This is a genomic window from Pseudomonas vanderleydeniana (assembly GCF_014268755.2).
GTDB classification, from domain to species: Bacteria; Pseudomonadota; Gammaproteobacteria; order Pseudomonadales; family Pseudomonadaceae; genus Aquipseudomonas; species Aquipseudomonas vanderleydeniana.
Window position 1 is genome coordinate 3,316,495 of the sequence record NZ_CP077093.1, and the last position, 19,276, is coordinate 3,335,770.

Annotated in this window: 17 protein-coding genes; 9 read left to right on the forward strand and 8 right to left on the reverse strand. The window is 64.0% G+C overall.

Going from position 1 to position 19,276, the window contains the following annotated elements; genetic code table 11:
• Window positions 1–5: 5 nt before the first annotated feature.
• From HU752_RS15035 to HU752_RS15065, 7 genes are all read right to left on the reverse strand, one after another.
• Window positions 6–548: a chemotaxis protein CheW gene (locus HU752_RS15035; protein WP_186677102.1), complete on the reverse strand. Its 543-nt coding sequence runs from the start codon at window positions 546–548 to the stop codon at window positions 6–8.
• Between the two features lie 29 nt (window positions 549–577).
• A complete protein-coding gene (locus HU752_RS15040; RefSeq protein WP_186677099.1) occupies window positions 578–1,099 on the reverse strand; it encodes a chemotaxis protein CheW in 522 nt (173 codons plus the stop codon).
• A gap of 3 nt (window positions 1,100–1,102) precedes the next feature.
• On the reverse strand, window positions 1,103–3,058 hold the full coding sequence (locus HU752_RS15045) for a methyl-accepting chemotaxis protein (protein WP_186677097.1): 1,956 nt from the start codon (window positions 3,056–3,058) through the stop codon (window positions 1,103–1,105).
• A complete protein-coding gene (locus HU752_RS15050; RefSeq protein WP_186677095.1) occupies window positions 3,055–5,217 on the reverse strand; it encodes a chemotaxis protein CheA in 2,163 nt (720 codons plus the stop codon). The genes HU752_RS15045 and HU752_RS15050 overlap by 4 nt, the downstream gene beginning before the upstream one ends.
• Window positions 5,217–5,522 carry an STAS domain-containing protein gene (locus HU752_RS15055; RefSeq protein WP_186677093.1) on the reverse strand — a complete coding sequence of 102 codons (306 nt, stop codon included), beginning with the start codon at window positions 5,520–5,522 and terminating at the stop codon, window positions 5,217–5,219. The genes HU752_RS15050 and HU752_RS15055 overlap by 1 nt, the downstream gene beginning before the upstream one ends.
• Before the next feature lie 369 nt (window positions 5,523–5,891).
• Complete coding sequence (locus tag HU752_RS15060) at window positions 5,892–6,521, reverse strand: response regulator (RefSeq protein ID WP_186677091.1); 630 nt, start codon at window positions 6,519–6,521, stop codon at window positions 5,892–5,894.
• A complete protein-coding gene (locus tag HU752_RS15065; protein WP_186677089.1) occupies window positions 6,518–8,338 on the reverse strand; it encodes a PAS domain-containing sensor histidine kinase in 1,821 nt (606 codons plus the stop codon). The genes HU752_RS15060 and HU752_RS15065 overlap by 4 nt, the downstream gene beginning before the upstream one ends.
• 811 nt (window positions 8,339–9,149) lie before the next feature.
• Between HU752_RS15065 and HU752_RS32175 the strand changes: the two genes are divergently transcribed.
• Genes HU752_RS32175 through HU752_RS15110 form a run of 9 tightly spaced genes read left to right on the forward strand, consistent with a single transcriptional unit; the run spans window position 9,150 to window position 17,236 of the window.
• Window positions 9,150–9,815, forward strand: coding sequence for a methyl-accepting chemotaxis protein (locus tag HU752_RS32175; protein WP_437182370.1), 666 nt, complete (start codon window positions 9,150–9,152; stop codon window positions 9,813–9,815).
• A gap of 9 nt (window positions 9,816–9,824) precedes the next feature.
• The gene (locus tag HU752_RS15075; RefSeq protein ID WP_186677083.1) at window positions 9,825–10,193 is read left to right on the forward strand and encodes a response regulator; all 369 of its coding nucleotides are present in this window, start codon (window positions 9,825–9,827) and stop codon (window positions 10,191–10,193) included.
• An 18-nt stretch (window positions 10,194–10,211) separates the two neighbouring features.
• Complete coding sequence (locus tag HU752_RS15080; RefSeq protein WP_186677081.1) at window positions 10,212–10,499, forward strand: STAS domain-containing protein; 288 nt, start codon at window positions 10,212–10,214, stop codon at window positions 10,497–10,499.
• 40 nt (window positions 10,500–10,539) lie between these two features.
• Window positions 10,540–12,579, forward strand: a complete 2,040-nt coding sequence (locus HU752_RS15085; RefSeq protein WP_186677079.1) for a chemotaxis protein CheA — start codon at window positions 10,540–10,542, stop codon at window positions 12,577–12,579.
• Window positions 12,580–12,608: 29 nt separating this feature from the next.
• Entirely contained in the window at window positions 12,609–14,267 is a 1,659-nt protein-coding gene (locus tag HU752_RS15090) for a methyl-accepting chemotaxis protein (protein WP_186677075.1), read from the forward strand.
• A gap of 35 nt (window positions 14,268–14,302) precedes the next feature.
• A complete protein-coding gene (locus HU752_RS15095) occupies window positions 14,303–14,842 on the forward strand; it encodes a chemotaxis protein CheW (protein ID WP_186677073.1) in 540 nt (179 codons plus the stop codon).
• A 9-nt stretch (window positions 14,843–14,851) separates the two neighbouring features.
• Entirely contained in the window at window positions 14,852–15,661 is an 810-nt protein-coding gene (locus tag HU752_RS15100; RefSeq protein WP_186677072.1) for a CheR family methyltransferase, read from the forward strand.
• Window positions 15,658–16,161, forward strand: a complete 504-nt coding sequence (gene cheD, locus HU752_RS15105; RefSeq protein WP_186677070.1) for a chemoreceptor glutamine deamidase CheD — start codon at window positions 15,658–15,660, stop codon at window positions 16,159–16,161. The genes HU752_RS15100 and cheD overlap by 4 nt, the downstream gene beginning before the upstream one ends.
• Window positions 16,154–17,236, forward strand: coding sequence for a protein-glutamate methylesterase/protein-glutamine glutaminase (locus tag HU752_RS15110; protein ID WP_186677069.1), 1,083 nt, complete (start codon window positions 16,154–16,156; stop codon window positions 17,234–17,236). Before cheD ends, HU752_RS15110 begins: the two co-directional genes overlap by 8 nt.
• 29 nt (window positions 17,237–17,265) lie before the next feature.
• Here HU752_RS15110 and HU752_RS15115 read toward each other — a convergent pair whose 3' ends face one another.
• A complete protein-coding gene (locus HU752_RS15115; RefSeq protein WP_186677067.1) occupies window positions 17,266–19,176 on the reverse strand; it encodes an ATP-binding protein in 1,911 nt (636 codons plus the stop codon).
• Window positions 19,177–19,276 lie beyond the last annotated feature (100 nt).

Here is a 19,276-nt window from a genome sequence, read left to right on the forward strand (position 1 = left end):
CCCGGTCAGGCCGACTGTTGCAGGCCGTCGTACTGGCTGGTTTCGGCCAGGCACTGCAGGCCGTCCAGCGACAGGGCCCGGCCCATATCCAGCATCACCACCAGGCGGCCGTCGAGCTTGGCCAGGCCGTTGATGAACCCCGTGTGCAGGTGGCCGCCGAAGCTGGGGGGCGGCTCCACGCACTGTGCATCGATCTCGATAACCGCATTGACCGCCTCGACCACGATACCCATCACCTGGCGCAGATCACCGCGCTCGACTTCCAGGATCACGATGCAACTGCGCCGTTTGATGGTGGTCGGCCCCGCACCGAAGCGCTGCCGCAGGTCCATGATCGGCACCACGCCGCCACGCAGGTTGATCACCCCGAGCACGCTGGGTGGCAGCATCGGTACGCCGGTCAGGCAGCCGTACTCGATGATTTCACGCACGCTGCGGGTGCCGACGGCGAACACTTCCTCGGCCAGGGTGAAGGTCAGGTACTGTTGGGGCGCCTCCGGCAGGGGGGCTGAATTGAAACCCGCAAGGGGCATTTTGCTGCTGGTCATGTTCAAGGCTCCTGTGCGTACCTGTGCATTCAGATCAAGGGCTGTCGATAGGTATTGCGTTGACCAGCCAGCAGGGCGATCTGGTCGACACTCAGAACTTGCTCCATGCGCAGCAGGGTAAGGAAGCGCTCGTCCACTCGCGCGAGATCCTCGATGTACTCCGGCGGGATGCGGCTGCCGAAGGCAGGAGCCTGGCGCAGGGCGCCTGGCTCGATCTCGGTCACGGCGTTGACTGAGTTCACCAGGGCCCCCATCAACTGAACCTCGTCACTGTCCTGCAGTTCCACGATAACGATGCAGGTCCGCGGCCCCAGCTCGGTACCGCCCAGTCCGAAGCGCTCGGCCAGATCGATGATCGGGACCACGGCGCCACGCAGATTGATCACCCCGCGAACCAGAGGCGGCATCATCGGTACCGGAGTGATGGCGTGGAACTCGAGAATCTCCCGCACGTAGCGGGTAGCCACGCCGAACTGGTCGCGACCTACCCTGAAGGTCAGGTACTGGCGCTGTTGTTCTTCTGCGGCAGGCAGTGTGAGATCGATGCCCATGAGTCAGCTCCTGAAGCGGATGAATCCGCTGTCCTGCTCATCTGCATCCAGTGCCGCGGCGCCGCGATGCATCTGCGATGGCGTGTGCTGAAAGCGCAACACGCTGGCGGCACCACCGGGCGTGGCCAGTTGAAAGAAGCGCATCAGGTCCTGCAGGTTGTTCGATTGCACCGTCATCTCCTCCGACGTGGCGGCAAGCTCCTCCGAGGCGGCTGCGTTTTGCTGGGTGATATCGCTGAGCTGGGTCATGGCATCGCTGATCTGGTTGACGCCGGTGGTCTGCTCTTCCGAGGCGGCGGCAATCTCCTGCACCAGGTCCGAGGTCTTGCTGATCGAGGGGACCATCTGGTCCAACAGGGTGCCGGCGCGCTCGGCCAGGGAAACACTGCTCTTGGCCACCTCACTGATTTCCTGCGCGGCCACTTGGCTACGTTCGGCCAGCTTGCGCACCTCGGCCGCGACCACCGCGAACCCCTTGCCGTGCTCGCCGGCACGGGCGGCTTCGATAGCGGCATTGAGGGCCAGCAGGTTGGTCTGGTAGGCGATGTCGTCAACGATGCTGATCTTGTCGGCAATGGTCTTCATCGCGCAGACGGTGTCGCGTACGGCCTGGCCGCCTTCGCTGGCTTCACGGGCGGCCTTGCCGGCCATGCCGTCGGTGATCTTGGCATTTTCGGTGTTTTGGCCGATCGAGGCGGACATCTGCTCCATCGCGGCGCTGGTCTCCTCGACCGAGGCGGCCTGGCTGGATGCGGCCTGGCTGAGGCTTTGCGCGGTGGCGGAGATTTCCTCGGCAGCATTGCTGAGCATGCTGGTGGACTGGTGTACCTGGCCGATCACGTCGGCCAGTTTGCGTACCGTTGCGTTGAGCGATTGCTTCAGTTCATCAAGGTGGCCGTTGTAGTGGCCATTCATGGTGCAAGTGAGGTCGCCCACGGCCATCCCTTCAATCACGCCCATCGCTTCGCGCAGCGGGGTGATGATGGCTTCGAGCGTATCGTTGATGCCGTTGACGATGCGGCGGAAATCGCCCTCATGGCGGCTGGCATCGGCGCGAGTGTCAAGGTGCCCGTCGAGTGCGGCCTTGCTGAGCATCTGGGTGTCTTCGATCAGGGCCTGGATGTTGCGGCGCAGGGTCTCGATGTTGTCGTTGATGAAGGCCTTCTTGCCGGGGAACTGCTCCAGCGGTGCGGTCAGATCCCCCTCGCTGAAGGCCTTGATGCAGGCCATGGCCTTTTTCTTCACGCTGATATGGCCGGCGACCATCGCGTTGATGCCGCGGGCAATCTCGCCGTAGCTGCCCTGGAAGCGCGAGGCGTCGATGACGACGTCGATGTCCCCCCGGTCGTGTTCGTCGGACATGCGGCGCATTTCGCTCAGCAGGCTGGTCAGGTTGCGACGCAAGGTCTCGATGTTTTCGTTGATGAAGGCTTTCTTGCCGGGGAATGCCTCCAGGGGAGCGCTCAGGTCCCCTTCGGCGATCGAGAAGACGCAGGCCATGGCCTTTTTCTTGACATCGATGTGGCTCGTCACCAGCGCGTTGATGTCCTCTGCCATTTCACCGTAGAGGCCTGGGAACCGGGTGTTCAGGGTGGCGTCGATTTCCCCGCGCGCATGTTCGTCGGCAACGTGTCGCAGGTTCTGCGCAAGCCCGTCTATCTGGCCACCGAGCTGTTGCAGGCAGCCTCGCAGTGTGCCGGAGACGGCGGGCGTGGACGACTGGCGGCTGGTTTCGCCGCGTACCAACTGCTGGCCGAGCTCGAGCAGCGTATCGAGTTCACCACCGAGTTGGTCAGCCAGGCTGTGTTGCAGCAGCCAGCCCTGAACGGCGACGGCAATGGCGGCCACGACGGCAATGGGAATAACCATGCCGGCCGCCAGGCTCGATGCCAATACCAGGGCCAGCAGGGCGGAGATGGCGGTTGCGATCAACGCGAGGATGCGAACGGCTATGTTCATTGCAGGTTACTCCATTGAGGAAGGACAACGCCTGGGGTGCCGGGACGACCGGGCTGCGTGAATTGGGCGAGCAGGCCTGGAATATCGAGAATCAACGCGACCGCGCCGCTGCCAAGAATCGTGAAGCCGGAGAAGGCCGGGACTTGACCGAACACCTTGCCCAGGGGCTTGATCACGGTCTGGAACTCGCCAAGCAACTGGTCCACCACCAGCCCGGCGCGGACCCCGGCGTAGCTGACCACCACGACGTTCTCCCGGCGTGGGCGCTGGCTGGTTTCGTCGAAGTAGTTGCGCAGGCGGATGAAGGGCAATACGTCACCGCGCAGATCCAGCTGATCGAGGTCATCCAGGTCGCCACTGGGCAGTTCGATGCATTCCTCGACCATGTCCAGCGGGACCACGTAGCTGGAGCTGCCGACGCCGATCAGGAAACCGTCGATGATTGCCAGGGTCAGCGGCAGGCGAATACGTACGCGGGTGCCAGCACCCGATTGGCTGTCCAGTTCCACGCTGCCGCGCAGGGCGGTGATGTTGCGCTTGACCACGTCCATGCCGACACCGCGGCCGGAGAGGTTGCTGATCTGCTCGGCAGTGGAGAAGCCGGGCTCGAAGATCAGGTTGAAGATCTCCTTGTCCGTCAGTGGCTGGCCCTCGGTGACCAGGCCGCGCTGGATGGCCTTGGCGAGGATTTTCTCCGGGTTGAGGCCGCCACCATCGTCGCTCACTTCGATGACGATGCCTCCGGCTTCATGGTAGGCGTTCAGGCGCACCACGCCCTGCAGGGGCTTGCCACTGGCCCGGCGCAGCTCGGCCGACTCGATACCATGGTCCATGGCGTTGCGGACCAGATGGGTCAGCGGGTCGCCGATCTTTTCCACCACGGTCTTGTCCAGCTCGGTGTCGCCACCGCTGATGTACAGGATGATGTCCTTGCCCAGCTCCTTGGAGACATCGCGCACCACCCGCTGGAAGCGGTTGAAGGTGGTGCCGATCTGTACCATGCGCAGGGTCAGCGCCGAGTCGCGCACTTCTTCCACCAGGCGAGAGAGTGTCTCGGCGGACTCGCTCATGCTCACCAGGCCACTGCCCTGGGCGAGCATGCGGGTATTGGCACCGGCGATGATCAACTCGCCCACCAGATTGATCAGTTGATCCAGCTTGCTGGCATCGACGCGGATCAGGTTGGCTTCGCCGCTGGCGCGACTGGTCTCCCTGGCGACCTTGCCGACGGCCACACCGGCGCTCGACTCGACGAGGCTCGAGGCGCTTTCGTCGGTGCCTGGCGGGGTCGCGGTGGCTGGCCGGGTGTCCAGTCGAAGCAGCTCGGCCTCGCTGAGGGTGCCGCAACGCAACAGGCGCTGGCGCTGGGCGACACCTTCATCGGCCTGTTCGGCCAGCAGGTCGGCATAACGGGCCAGCGAATCGCCGGGGGCCAGTATGCGGATGCGCCCGTCCTCACGGACAAAGTCGAAGGCGCCTTCGATCACCGACCGTTCGGCCTCGCTGGCGAAGGCCACTTCCAGGCCCAGGTAGCAGGCTTCCGGATCAAGTGCGTCGAGTGCGGGCAGGTGATCGAGGACCGGTTCGATGTGCAGCAGGTGGCCGAAGGTGCCCAGGTAGCGAACGAAGGCCACCGGGTCCATGCCGTTGCGCAGGCTGTCGGTGCCAAAGCGCAAGGACAGGTGCCAATGCTGGCTGGACACTGCATCGGCAGAGATTTCTGCTGTTTCGGCAGGGGATGGCGGCGGGGTAGGGGCCGGCCCTGCCAAGTACTGGCTCAGGCGTGCCACCAACTCGGCTTCATGGACGCACAGGGCCTGGGGCAGCTGCGCCAGGTCGCGTCCCTCGGCGATATGGTCGACCAGGCCGGCCAGGTGGTCGCCCACCAGCAGCATCAGCGCACTGAGGTCGGCGCTGAATGGCAGCTCGCCGGCGCGGACGCGATCCAGCACGCTTTCGGCCACATGGGTGAAGGCAACAAGGGAGTCGAAGCCGAACAGCCCGGAAGAACCCTTGATGGTGTGGGCGGCACGGAAGATGGCGTTGATGAGTTCGGGGTCATCCGGCGATTGCTCGATCTGCAGCAGGGCCTGCTCCATTTGCAGCAGCAGCTCCCGGCTTTCGGCAATGAAGGTGCCGAGCACATTGTCCAGGTTCATCAACGTACCCCTTCGATCGGCAGCAGATCACGCATGCCGCTCAGTTGCAGGATCTCGGTCATGACCGGACTGACGCCCTCAAGACATAGCGTGACGTGCTGGCGACCGGCTTCGTTGCAGGCTGCCAGCAGCAGTTGCAGGCCTGCGCAGTCCACTTCGTCGATGGCACTGAGGTCCAGGTGCAGGTCGACGGCGCCGCGAAGGGCATTGGCCAGCAACAGCTTGGTGTCGGCGGCGGTGTAGATGGTCAGCGCGCTGTCCAGTACCAGGTGGCGGCTGCAATCGGTGGCTTTCAGCGTATTCATGGTGGACTCCGGATCAGGGGCGAATCAGCTCGCAAGCGGCTGTCAGCATCTGTGCCGGAAGGACAGGCTGGACCTCCGGCAGACGCGTTCGAACGAAATCCTGGTGGCGCCCAGGGCCTGATGGTGGTTGACTGGTCACGGTCGCAGGCCTTCAGGACACAGGGCTCGCCAGGACATGGCGTTGCGCGTTGTGTACAGAATGGGCGTGCGGTGCTTGCGGTTCTATCGTCCTATCCCGGTGATGGCATAAGGACATCTTTCATCCGTGTAGGGATTTCCTGACGCGAGCGCGGACGTCCTGACGCTGGCGCTGGGCTCAAGGGGCGGGTCGTGCAGCAGGGACGGGGGCGGTGCGCGGGCGTGGGTGGCCTATACCGCCAAGCCATGGGTCATGGCGTACTTGACGATTTCGGCGTTGCTGGTGAACCCCATCTTCTCCATCAAACGGGCCTTGTGGGTGCTGACGGTCTTGTTACTGATCACCAACTGGTCGGCGATCTGGTTGACACTCAGGCCCTGGGCCAGCAGTCGGAGGATCTGGAACTCGCGATCGGTGAGCTGGGTGGCGGCATCGTCCGAGGGACTGCTGCTGGCAAAGGCGAGTTGTTCGGCAATGCGCGGGTCCAGGTAGCGGCCGCCACTGGCGACGCGATGGATCGCCGCCAGGAGCGTTTCCGGGTTGTGGTCCTTGGTCAGGTAGCCGTTGGCGCCGGCCCGCAGGGCACGCTGGGCAATCTGCGCCTCGTTATGCATGCTCAGGACCAGGATCGGCAGTTTCGGATAGCGGGTATGGACGCGGTTGATCAGGTCTTCACCACTGAGCCCGGGCATGCTCATGTCGAGCAGAAGCAGATCGAATTCGCCGTCGCGCAGGCGCTCCAGAACCTGGGCACCATTCTCGGCTTCGGCCGCCACCTGAAGACGGCTGTCGAACTCGATCAGCTGCTTGAGGCCGCCGCGCATGATGGCGTGGTCGTCGGCGATGAAGATGCGGTTCATACGGTCTCCGTAGGTTCGTTGACGGGGAAGGTGGCCTGTACCGTGGTGCCATGAGCCGGATGGCTGAAGATCACCACCTCGCCGCCCAGGCTGGCCCCGCGTTCGCGCATGCCGGCCAGCCCTAGCGAGTGTCTGCCGACCTTGGCCGGGTCGAAGCCGTGACCGTTGTCGGTAATGTCGAGTACATAACGGTCGTCGGCACGCTCCAGGCTGATGACCGCGCGACTGGCTCCGGAGTGGCGGGCGATGTTGGTCAGGGCCTCCTGCACGATGCGAAACGCGGTAGTGGCCTGGCTATCGTCCAGGGCCGGTGCGCCGCTGTGGGCCAGCAACTCGCAGGCGATGTGCGTGTGGTGGCTGCGGAATTCGTTGATCAGCCACTCCAGGGCAGGGTACAGCCCCATGTTGAGTGCCGCGGGCCTCAGGCTGGTGGCGATGTAGCGGACCACGCCGATGGTCCGGTCACACAGGGCCATGAGCGATTCCACGCCATCGCCAAGTCCCGGTGCCTGCTCGCCGTGTTTCAGGCGCAGCAGCGATATGCCCATGCGCAGTGCCGTCAAGTGCTGGCCCAGCTCATCATGGATCTCCTGGGCAATGAGCTTGCGTTCTTCCTCGCGGGCGCTTTCCCGGCGGCTGGAGAGTTCGAGCAACTGGCGGTTGCTGGCGGCCAGGCGTCGCTCTGCCTTGCGTATGCCGCTGATGTCGCGGGCTATCGAGATGACGCTGGTGACTTCACCCTGCGCATCACGCTCCGGCACAAGCTGAATGAGGTAGTGGGTCTGCTGGTCGGTGGGGCCGTCGATGCCGTGTATCAGTTCTTCCTGCATGGACTCGCCGGTCGAGGCGACCTCGCGCACCAGGTCAGCCATGATATCGACCTGGGAGTTGTCGCCGAACGCTTCCCGGGCGGGTCGGCCGCGAGCCTCCACCAGTGGCAGGCGACACAGCGCCTCCAGGGCCGGGTTGGCGTAGATCAGGCGAAAGTCGGGAGTCAGCCGGCCGATGGCGTCGGGGGTGTTTTCGATCAGGGCGCGTAATTGCCGCTCATTGCGCCGGAGGGTGCCCGCGATGTGCCGCTGTTCGGAGAAGTCGTGGATCAGCGCCAGGCTGTAGCGGCGCTGGTCGTAGCGCAAATGGTTGAACTGGATGGTGACGTAGCGGGGGGCGTCCTCGCCAGGTACCGTCAGCTCGCAGCTGAATACCCGCTGGGTCTCCTGGTCTTCTTCCAGGCACTCGTCATCGGCCAGGTCCGTCAACTGCCCTGCAACCGGTGCCAGGACCGCTGACAGCGGCTGGCCCAGCAGGCGCTGGCGTGTCTGGCCCGAGAGACGGCAGGCCGCTTCATTGAGGTAGCGAACGCGTTGCTGATCATCGAGCAGCAGCACCCCGTCTGCCGTGTAGTCCAGGGCGTAGCTGAGCAGGTATATCTGTTCGGCACGCTGGCGCGACCTTGGCGACGGTTGCAGGCGAATCATGCAATGGGAAGGGCTGCCGGCATCGTCGTGGATCACCTGCAGGCCCAGATGCACCCAGTGGCGATCGACCTCCGGCGCAGCCAGCCGGATCTCGCCGTATTCTATTTCCTCATGCTGGCGTCGGGCCCGGTCGAAGGCGCGGAGCACGGCATGGCGATCACGCGGATGCAGCAGGGTCTCCAGCGAGGCGCCCAGCAAGTCCGACTCGCTGCGGCCGAGCATCTGCTCCAGCGTCCGGTTGACGTGCTGGATCCGGCCGTCCAGCCCCAGCAGGGCCAGGCCCACCGAAGATGACTCGAATGCCCGGCGATAGATGCCCTCGTCTGTGCGGCTGTCCATGGCTTCCCTGACCACTTGGTGATACGACCGAAGGAGTATGGATCATCTGCGAAATACGGGCGTTTTTTTGCTCGCGTTCGTGGCTCGAGGCGTACGACGCCGGCCGTTTGGTAACGCGGTTGAGGGTTCGTGAGTGGTCGATCAGGGCGTTTTCCGCTGATAAACCGGACGGAAGGTATAAGGAGATGTCTAAAGTTGCGGCACGGAGCACAGATAAGTCCTATGTTGTTTGTATTGGTAGCAACATTCAAGGATGGAACCTATGACCCCACCCCAGTCCAGCCCTTATTCCCGTTCCGGTTACCCGCGTTTTCGTTGGTTCGCTTTCATCCCGGTGGTTCCCGCCGTTATCTGGATTCTTGTGCAATCGACTTCCCCGGCCAACCTGGCGGCCTGCGCGGTGCTGGTACTGATCGGGTTCGCCGCCTGTGCCTGGAGCGCAGGCTCATGGCGTGGCTCGGTACTGCGTGCCGGTGCTCGCGGCCAGACCAGCCAGGCCGCCGTGGACGCTGCACAGGACGCCGTGGCGTCGCGGGCGAAGCTCGACGAGGTGTTGCTGGGGGCCATGCCGATCTGGGCCAAGCAGGTGGAAAGCTCGCGGCAGCAGACCGAAGAGGCGATTGTCAGCCTGGTCGAGCGTTTCAGTGGCATCGCCGCGCGCCTTCAGGAAACGGTACAGGCCTCGCAGGACGCCGCTGGCGAACTGGATGGCCAGGCCGCCGACGGCGCGCTCAAGGTCCTGGCGCGCAGCGACAGCGAGCTGAGCCAGGTCATCGACTCGCTCAAGGCCACGCAAACCAGCCGTGACCATATGCTCGGCCAGGTGCGCGGGCTTACGGCCTATACCGGCGAACTGCGCACCATGGCCGCCGACGTTGCGGCGATTGCCGCGCAAACCAACCTGCTGGCCCTCAATGCCGCCATCGAGGCGGCACGGGCCGGTGAAGCCGGGCGCGGCTTCGCCGTGGTGGCCGATGCAGTGCGCAACCTGTCGAGCAAGTCCAGCGAGACCGGCCAGCAGATGTCGGCCAAGGTCGACATCATCAACAATGCCATTACCCAGCTGGTGCAGGCCGCCTCCAGCAGCGCAGACGAGGACAGCCATTCGGTGGTCGCCTCCGAACAGAGCATCCAGTTGGTGCTCGAGCGTTTCCAGAACATCACCGGGCGCCTGGCCGACTCCGCCGACCTGCTCAAGCAGGAAAGCTACGGCATTCGCGACGAGATGACCGATGTGCTGGTCAACCTGCAGTTCCAGGACCGGGTCAGTCAGATCCTCAGCCATGTGCGCGACAACATCAACGCCTTGCATGATCACCTGTTGCAGGTCAGCCGCGCGCCCGACCAGGTGGCGGCGATGGACGTCAAGCAATGGCTGGCGCGCATGGAGTCCACCTATGCCACCGACGAGCAGCGGCGTATTCACCATGGCGCTGCCGCCGCCCAACAGAGTTCCCAGGACATCACCTTCTTTTAGGAGCCCATCATGGCGAAGAGCGTATTAGTGGTCGACGATTCCAGCAGTGTGCGACAAGTGGTCGGAATTGCCCTGAAAGGCGCCGGTTACGACGTGATCGAGGCGAGTGATGGCAAGGATGCGTTGAGCAAGCTCACCGGGCAGAAAGTGCACCTGATCATCAGTGACGTGAATATGCCGAACATGGACGGCATCACCTTCGTCAAGGAGGTCAAGAAACTGGCTAACTACAAGTTCACGCCTATCATCATGCTGACCACCGAATCGCAGGAGTCGAAGAAGGCGGAGGGTCAGGCTGCGGGGGCCAAGGCGTGGGTGGTCAAGCCATTCCAGCCGGCACAGATGCTGGCGGCGGTTTCCAAACTGATCCTGCCCTGATCGGCCCGGGAGGTTGCGATGTCCGTTACCCGCGAAACCGTCGGCGACACGGCCCGCGTAGCCGTTGACGGCGAGCTGACGATCTACACCGTCGCCGAGCTGGCGAGCGCGTTGCTGGCGCAGCTTGGTGCGGTGCCGCGCCTGGAGCTGGACCTGTCGCAGGTCACCGAAATGGATGGCGCCGGGCTGCAGCTGCTCGCCGTCATCGAGCGTGAAACCGGCCTGGCTGGCATGGCCTTGAGCCTGACTGGCAAGAGCCAGACGGTCGCGCAAACGCTTGAACTCTGTCGAAGTACGGCCCTGTAACCGGGGCCGTGACCGTTAGTGACCGACAAGGAACGTCCAGTTGAGTATCAATCTCGATCAGGCATTACAGACCTTCATCGTCGAGGCACACGAACTGTTGCAGGCCATGGAGCAATCCCTGCTGCAGCTGGAAAGCGAGCCCGGCGACCAGGATGCCATCGGCGCGATTTTCCGCGCCGCGCACACCATCAAGGGCTCCGCCGGGCTGTTCGGCCTGGCGCCTATCGTCAGTTTCACGCATATCGTGGAGGACGTGCTCGACCGTATCCGTGATGACAGTGTGGCCGTGGATGCGGCCCTGATCGCGGTGCTGCTCAAGTGTGGCGACCATATGCTCGAGCTGATCGAGGTCGTCGCCAACCGTGGCGAGGCACTCGGGCCGGCTGCGCTGGAGCGCGAAGCGGCATTGCGGGCAGCACTCGGTGCCTATCAGGCGCCCGCCGGGAAGGGCGAAAGCGTCGAGATTGCCGTTGCCGAGGCGGATACGCACGGTGAAGTGCTCTGGCACATCTCCCTGCGCTTCGGTGTGGACGTGTTCCGCAATGGCATGGACCCGTTGTCGTTCCTGCGCTACCTCGAGACCCTGGGGCAACTGGTCGAGGTGCAGACAGTGACCGAGGACATCCCGACCCTGGAAAGCTGGGACCCGGAGAGCTGCTACCTGGGGTTCGAAATCGACCTGCGCTCCTCGGCCAGCCACGCCACCCTCAACGAGGTCTTCGACTTCGTGCGTGACGAGTGCGAAGTGCGGATCAGTGCCGTCGAGCAAGCCCATGACGACGCCGCTGTTCCGAGCACCGGGCTGGTCATGCTGCCGGAGCAGCAGGCCACGCCCGCTGCGCCCGCGCGGTTGCCGGCAACCAGCGAAGCGAAAGCCCGCGATGGCAACTATGTCCGGGTCAATGCCGACAAGCTCGACGAGTTGATCAGCCTGGTCGGCGAGCTGGTGATCGCCAGCGCCGGTGCGAACCTGCTGGCCCGCTCCTGCGATAACGACTCGCTGCAGGAGGCCAACTCGACGGTGTCGGGGTTGGTGGAGGAAATCCTCGATGGCGCGCTGCACCTGCGCATGATCCCCATCGGCGACACCTTCAACCGCTTCCGGCGCGTGGTCCGCGACGTCAGCCAGGAACTGGGCAAGGACATCGACCTGATCATCAACGGGGCGGAAACCGAGCTGGACAAGACGGTCGTGGAGAAGATCGGCGATCCGCTCATGCACCTGCTGCGCAACGCCATGGACCACGGGATCGAAAGCGCCGACGCCCGGCGTGCGGCCGGCAAGCCGGGCAAGGGGCACCTGAGCCTCAACGCCTATCACGACTCGGGAAGCATCGTCATCGAGATTGCCGACGACGGCGCCGGTCTCAACCGTGAACGGATTCTGGCCAAGGCCCAGGAGCGCGGGCTGGTCGCCAGCGGAGCGGTGCTCACCGACCAGGAGATCTACAACCTGATCTTCGAGGCTGGCTTCTCCACCGCCGAAGCGGTGACCAACCTGTCCGGGCGTGGCGTTGGCATGGACGTGGTCAAGCGCAACATCACCCTGTTGCGCGGCACCGTCGACCTGGACAGCCGTCCCGGCCAGGGCACCGTGGTGCGTATTCGCCTGCCGTTGACCCTGGCGATCATCAACGGTTTCCTGGTGGGCATCGACCACGCCACCTACGTGATCCCGCTGGACATGGTTCAGGAGTGTATCGAGCTGGATGAACAGCAGCGCCAGTCCAGCCGCGACCGCGGCTACCTGGGGCTGCGGGGCGAGGTGTTGCCGCTGGTGGACCTGCGCGATCACTTCAACCACGAGGGCCCAGCCGCCAGACGCCAGAACGTGGTGGTGGTGCGCTACGCCGAGCACAAGGCCGGGCTGGTGGTGGATGAGCTGCTCGGTGAGTTCCAGATCGTGATCAAGCCCCTGGGCAAGCTCTTCGGCGCGCTGCGCGGTATCAGTGGTTCGACCATCCTGGGCAGCGGCGCGGTGGCGCTGATCCTGGATATACCGGCACTGCTCAACCAAATCGTACAACGGGAAGCCCGAACGGCCCAGGCACCCCAGTTGCCACCTGTCGTCGGTCGCTGACGTCTTTGCAATTCCATGGAGGTTCCCCGATGAAATGGTTCTACGATCTCAAGATTTCCATCAAGCTGATCAGCTCGTTCCTGGTGGTGCTGGCGCTGACGGCGGCCATGGGCGGCTTCGCGGTCGTCCAGCTCGGCAGTGTCAACCAGGCGGCGCAAGACATCCGGGGCAACTGGATGCCGTCAATGCGCGCAGCGGCCGGCATGCGCTTTTTTGCCGCCAACTATCGCCTGAAGGAGAATCGTCACGTCGCCACCGAGGTCGCCGAGGAAAAGGCCCAGGCCGAACGCGAGGCCACCGAGTCGCGCCAGCAATTCGAGACACGGCTGGGCACCTACGAGAAGCTGCTGTCGAACGACGAGGATCGTCAGCTCCTGGAGAGTGTCAAGCGTGCCTGGAGCGCCTACCTGGCGGATAGCCAGAAACTGCTCGAGCTGTCGCGGGAGGCGCAGGAGGCGCAGGCTCGTCTGCTGCTGCGCGGTGAATCCAGGGCGCGTTTCGATGAACTGACCGACCGTCTGCAGAAAATGATCGAACTCAACGACGCCGGCGCGACCTCGGCAGGCAACCGGGGCTCGGAACTGTACGAGAGCTCGCGCCTTTCGATCGTCGTCGCCCTGATCGTTGCGCTGGTGGTCGGCCTGGGCCTGGCCCTGTTCATCGCCCGGATCATCTCGCGCCCCTTGCGCCATGCTGCGGCGGCCGCCGAGCAGTTGGCCGATGGCAACCTCGGCACCCACATCGAGGCGGGCGCGAAGGACGAGACCGGCATGGTGCTCAACGCCATGCGCAACATGGTCGGCAAGCTGGCGCATATCATCGGCGAGGTCCGCAACGCCGCCGACAACCTGGCCAGTGCCTCGGAGCAGGTCAGCGCCACCGCGCAGTCGATGAGCCAGGCCACCAGCGAACAGGCGGCCAGCGTCGAGGAAACCAGTGCCTCGGTGGAGCAGATGAGCGCCAGCATCAACCAGAACACCGAGAACGCCAAGGTCACCGATGGCATGGCCAGCAAGGCCGCCAAGGAAGCCGGCGAGGGGGGCGAATCGGTGCAGCAGACCGTGGTGGCGATGAAGAAGATCGCCCAGCGCATCAGCATCATCGATGACATCGCCTACCAGACCAACCTGCTGGCCCTCAACGCGGCCATCGAGGCTGCGCGGGCCGGCGAACATGGCAAGGGCTTCGCGGTGGTGGCCGCTGAAGTGCGCAAGCTGGCCGAGCGCAGCCAGGTGGCTGCCCAGGAAATCGGCGAGTTGTCCTCCAGCAGCGTGGACATGGCCGAAAAAGCCGGCAAGTTGCTCGATGAAATGGTGCCGTCGATCACCAAGACCTCCGACCTGGTGCAGGAGATCAGCGCCGCGTCCGAGGAGCAGTCCGCCGGCGTCTCGCAGATCAACATGGCGATGACCCAGCTCAACCAGGTCACCCAGCAGAACGCCTCGAGCAGCGAGGAACTGGCCGCCACCGCGGAAGAGATGAGCAGCCAGGCCGAGCAGTTGCAGCTGGCCATGAGCTTCTTCGTGCTCGATGCCACTCCCCGGGCCGCCCCTGCGCGCAGTGTGGAGGGCACCGGCGCCACCAAACCGGACCGCCAGGCTCCACGCCCGGCGGCGCAGGCCCCGCGCAGGGCGCTCGCCCAGGAAGCGGCGGGTGCATTGGATGAATCGGAATTCACCCGTTTCTGATCGCAGGATCGATACGGGCCTAAAGGGAGAACGACATGGGCGCAGTCATGACGACCCGGCATAGTGCGGTCGCGACAAGTGAGGACGGGCAGTACCTGACCTTCATACTCGGCGGCGAGATGTTTGCCCTCGGTATCCTGGGGATCAAGGAAATCATCGAGTACGGCAGCCTGACCGTGGTGCCGATGATGCCCGCCTTCGTGCGTGGCGTGATCAACCTGCGTGGCGCCGTCGTGCCGGTGGTTGACCTGTCGGCGCGCTTTGGTCGGGCGACCTCGACCATTACCCGGCGCTCCTGCGTCATCATCATCGAGGCCAGGAGCGAGGAGGGCGAGAGCCAGGATATCGGGCTGCTGGTGGACACCGTCTCGGCCGTGCAGGACATCCCCGCCGACCAGATCGAGCCGCCGCCCAGCTTCGGCGCCCGGATTCGCGCCGATTTCATCAGCGGCATGGCCAAGATCGACGGCAAGTTCGTGATTGTGCTGGCGGTGGACAAGGTCTTGTCCATCGACGAGATGTCCAGCCTCGCCGAGGTTGTCCAGGCGCCGGGGCTCGACCTCGATTCGCGTTAAGGGCCGATCATGTCGGAAGTTGCCTCCCTCGATGATCGCGAGTTCGACCAGTTCCAGGCATGGTTGTACCGCGCGGCCGGCATCAATCTGTCGCAGGGCAAGAAGGCCCTGGTGGCCGGGCGGCTGTTCAAGCGTCTCAAGCATTATGAGCTGGAGAGCTACGGGGAGTATTTCAGGCTGATCATGAGCGATCAGCACAAGAGTGAGCTGCAGGTCGCGCTCGACCTGCTGACGACCAATGAAACCTACTTTTTTCGTGAGCCCAAGCACTTCGACTTCCTGCGGCAACAGGTGCTGCCCAAGGCTCCGCCAGGCCGGCTGTTTCGCGTGTGGAGCGCTGCCAGCTCCTCTGGCGAAGAACCCTACAGCCTGGCCATGACCCTGGCCGAAGGCCTGGCGACCACGCCTTGGGAAGTGGTCGGCTCGGACATCAGCACCCAGGTGCTGGCCAGGGCGCGCAGTGGGCATTACCCCATGGAGCGCGCCGGCACCTTGCCCATGCCGATGTTGACCAAATACTGCCTGAAGGGCATCGGCCGCCAGGACGGTACCTTCCTGATCGACAAGGCACTGCGCAACCGGGTCAATTTCGTCCAGGTCAACCTCAACGAGAACCTGCCCGACCTGGGTGAGTTCGAGGTGATTTTCCTGCGCAACGTCATGATCTATTTCGACCAGAAGACCAAGCGCCAAGTGGTGGCACGCCTGTTGCCGCGACTCAAGAGCGGTGGTTATTTCATCATCAGCCACTCGGAAAGCCTGCACGGCGTGAATGACACGCTCAAGCTGGTGGCCCCGTCGATCTACCGAAAACCATGAAGAAGCCTACAGGTGTGAGTGAAGTGGTCTTGGCGCCCGGGCAGGTGAGTTTCGCGGCGCGACCGACGCGCCTGCGCACGCTGCTCGGCTCGTGCGTGGCGTTCACGTTCTGGCACCCGCAACGACGGATCGGCGGCATGTGCCATTTCATGTTGCCGGCCCGCTCGCGCAGGGACCTTGCGCTGGACGGCAGGTATGCCGACGAGGCGGTCGAACTGCTGCTGGGGCATGCCCGCGCCCACGGCACGACGCCGCAGGACTACCAGGTCAAGCTGTTCGGTGGTGGCGAGATGTTCCCCGAACAGCGGCGTAGCTTGCCCGCGCAGGACGTGGCCAGCCTGAACATCCGTGCCGCGCTGGAGCTGGCCGAGCATCATCGCTTGCACCTGGCTGCCCAGGACATGGGCAGTACCGGCTACCGTACGATTCTATTCGACCTGTGGAACGGCAACGTCTGGGTCCGGCACCAACCAATGGGAACACTCGATAGACATGCCTAACAAGAAAATCAATGTGTTGCTGGTCGATGACTCCGCCGTGGTGCGTCAGGTGCTGCTGTCGATCCTCAGTGATACGCCGGACATCCACGTCATGGGCGCCGCCTCCGACCCGATCTTCGCCATGGACAAGCTGGCCCGCGAATGGCCGGATGTGATCGTGCTGGACGTGGAAATGCCGCGCATGGACGGCATCACCTTCCTGCGCAAGATCATGAGCGAGCGGCCGACGCCGGTGGTGATCTGTTCCTCCCTGACCCAGAAAGGCGCGGAAACCTCCATGCAGGCGCTGTCGGCCGGTGCCGTGGAGATCATCACCAAGCCGACCACCGGCTTGAAGAACTTTCTGATCGACTCGGCGGCCGAGCTGGTCGCGGCGATTCGCGCGGCGGCGAAGGCCAATCTTGGCAACCTGGGCCGGCGCAGTGCGCCTGCGACGCCGGCCCCGGTTCCCGCCAGCAAGTTCAGCGCGGACGTGATCCTGCCTGCCGCCACCGGCCACGCGATGGCCCAGACCACCGAGCGCATCGTCGCCATCGGCACGTCCACCGGCGGCACCCAGGCGCTGGAAACGGTGCTGACCGCGCTGCCGAGGGTGTGCCCGGGCATGGTGGTGGTCCAGCACATGCCGGAGAAGTTCACCGCGTCCTTTGCCGAGCGTCTGAACAGCCTGTGCCAGATCGAAGTCCGCGAAGCGCGCAACAATGACCGCATCCTGCCCGGCCTGGCGCTGATCGCTCCTGGCGGCAAACACCTGATGGTGACCCGCAGCGGGGCCTTCTACCACGCCCAGGTCATCGACGGACCACTGGTCAACCGCCATCGCCCGTCGGTGGACGTGCTGTTTCGCTCGGTGGCCAAGTTCGCCGGCAAGAACGCCACCGGCATCATCATGACCGGCATGGGCGACGACGGCGCACGAGGTCTCAAGGAAATGCTCGACGCCGGTGCCACGACGGTGGCCCAGGATGAAGCCAGTTGCGTGGTGTTCGGGATGCCGAAGGAAGCCATCAAGCTCAATGCCGCGCAACGGATCATGGCACTGCAGGACATTCACCAGGCGATCCTGCACAAGTGAGTCGATGACCTTCAGGCCAAACCGTTGAGCTAGGCCATCAGTTGCTCAACGTTCGCCTGGAGTTCCTGGATCGTGAAGGGCTTGACCAGCAGCCTGGCATTGCCCGGTTGTTCGGGAACGCGGCTGCTGGCGTCAATCAGGCCTGAAATGAACAGGACCTTGAGGTCAGGGCGCACTGCCCAGGCCGCCTTGGCCACGCCGTGACCATCCAGGTGGCCGGGCAGTATGATGTCCGTCACCACCAGTTGCAGGTCCGGGATTTCGTCGACCCGCTGCAGGGCCTGGTCGGGGGTGCTCGCCTCGAACACCTCGTAGCCCATATCCTGCAGTACCTCCCCCACCAGTTCCCGAATGGCGGCCTCATCGTCGATGACCAGCACCGAGCCACGATTTTCGCGGTGGGTTGCGGTGATTGCTTCAACGTCAGCGACGTTCGCCGCCGGCGGGACACCGCGGTAGACCGGCAACAACAGGCTGACCGAGGTGCCTTCACCCAATACCGAGTCGATTTGCGCATGCCCGCGGGCCTGGCGCGCGAAGTCGTGCACCATGGACAGCCCCAGCCCGGTGCCCGAACCCAGCGGCTTGGTGGTGAAGAACGGTTCGAACGCGCGCTCGGCCACGCTGGCCGGCATGCCCATGCCAGTGTCCACGACACGGATCTGCACATAGTCGCCGACTCGCAGTTCGCAACCCTGGCGCGGGGCGTTGACCGCAAGCCGGTCCACCTCGACCTGTAATCGGCCGCCATTGGGCATGGCATCCCGTGCGTTGATGCAGAGGTTCAGGACAGCCGTTTCCAGTTGACTGGCATCGCAGTGGCAGAGCGTCGAGTGTATCGACGACAGCAGCTCGAACTCGATCTGCGGTGTCAGGGTCCTGGCAATCAGCTCCTTCATCTCCTCGATGAGCAGGGCCGGGTCGACCGTTTCGCTGTTCAGCGGTTGTTTCCTGGCATAGGCCAGCAGGCGGTGTGTCAGGGAGCTGGCGCGGTGCGTGGTGTGCCGGGCCAGGGTGACATAACGATCGATCTCGTCGATTCGCCCCTGGGAGAGCCGCTGCTGGATCATCTCCTGGGTGCCATTGATGATGGTGAGCAGGTTGTTGAAATCATGCGCCAGACCTCTCGTCAACTGCCCGAGCGATTGCATTTTCTGACTCTGCTGCAACTGCGAGCTGACCCGCTCCAGGGCGTTCTGGCGCTCGCGATAGAGCGTGATATCCCGCGCTATCGCAAAATAGAGATCGCCACGCCCGGTGATTCGCCAGTTCAGGAGCAGGGGCTGGCCATTGCTGCGTACACTCTGCGTGTCGAGTTCCGCGATCGGCCGTTCACCGAGGATGCGCAAGGCGTCCGACAACTGGGCCGGCGAAATGAGGCTATAGAACGCACCCTCCCTGAGCTGTTGCTCGGTCCAGCCCGTCTCGACCTGCCAGGCGGGGTTCATCGCCAGCACATCGCCGCTCCCGGACAAGGTGCAGATCAGGTCGGGAGAGGCCTCCCAGATACCATCACGCTCATCCGTGCGCCGCTGGACCTCGCCCTCGAGGTTTCTGTTGACGTTGTCCAGCGCCCTGAGGCTGCGTCGCAGCAGGGCGCACACAATGGCGATCCCCAGGGTGACCAGGCCGAAACTCAGGCTGTTGAGCCAGGCCGTCGCATCGGCCTCGAAACCGATCGGTCCAATGAAGAAATATTGTGCCGCCAGCATGGCCAGGACACATCCCAGTACCGAGGGGCCCACGCCAAACCAGAAGCCGATGAGCATCAGGCCGGGGATGAAAAACAGGTAGGGGAGTGCCGTGGATGACATCTGCGCACGAAGGGCACAGGACAGCGCGACCACCAGCACGGCCCCCACGTAACGTGTCGGGCGGTTGAGCTGAATGCGTTCCAGACGTTGAAGAACGTCGGCGGCCCGTCTAAAAAAACTAGTCAAGGGTGACTCCGGCGTCGAGGTCTCTGGCCATCATCATAGCTGGCCAGGCGCCATGGCGCAGCCTTGTGTGCGTCGCACGTTCAAGGCAGCGTCAGTCCGG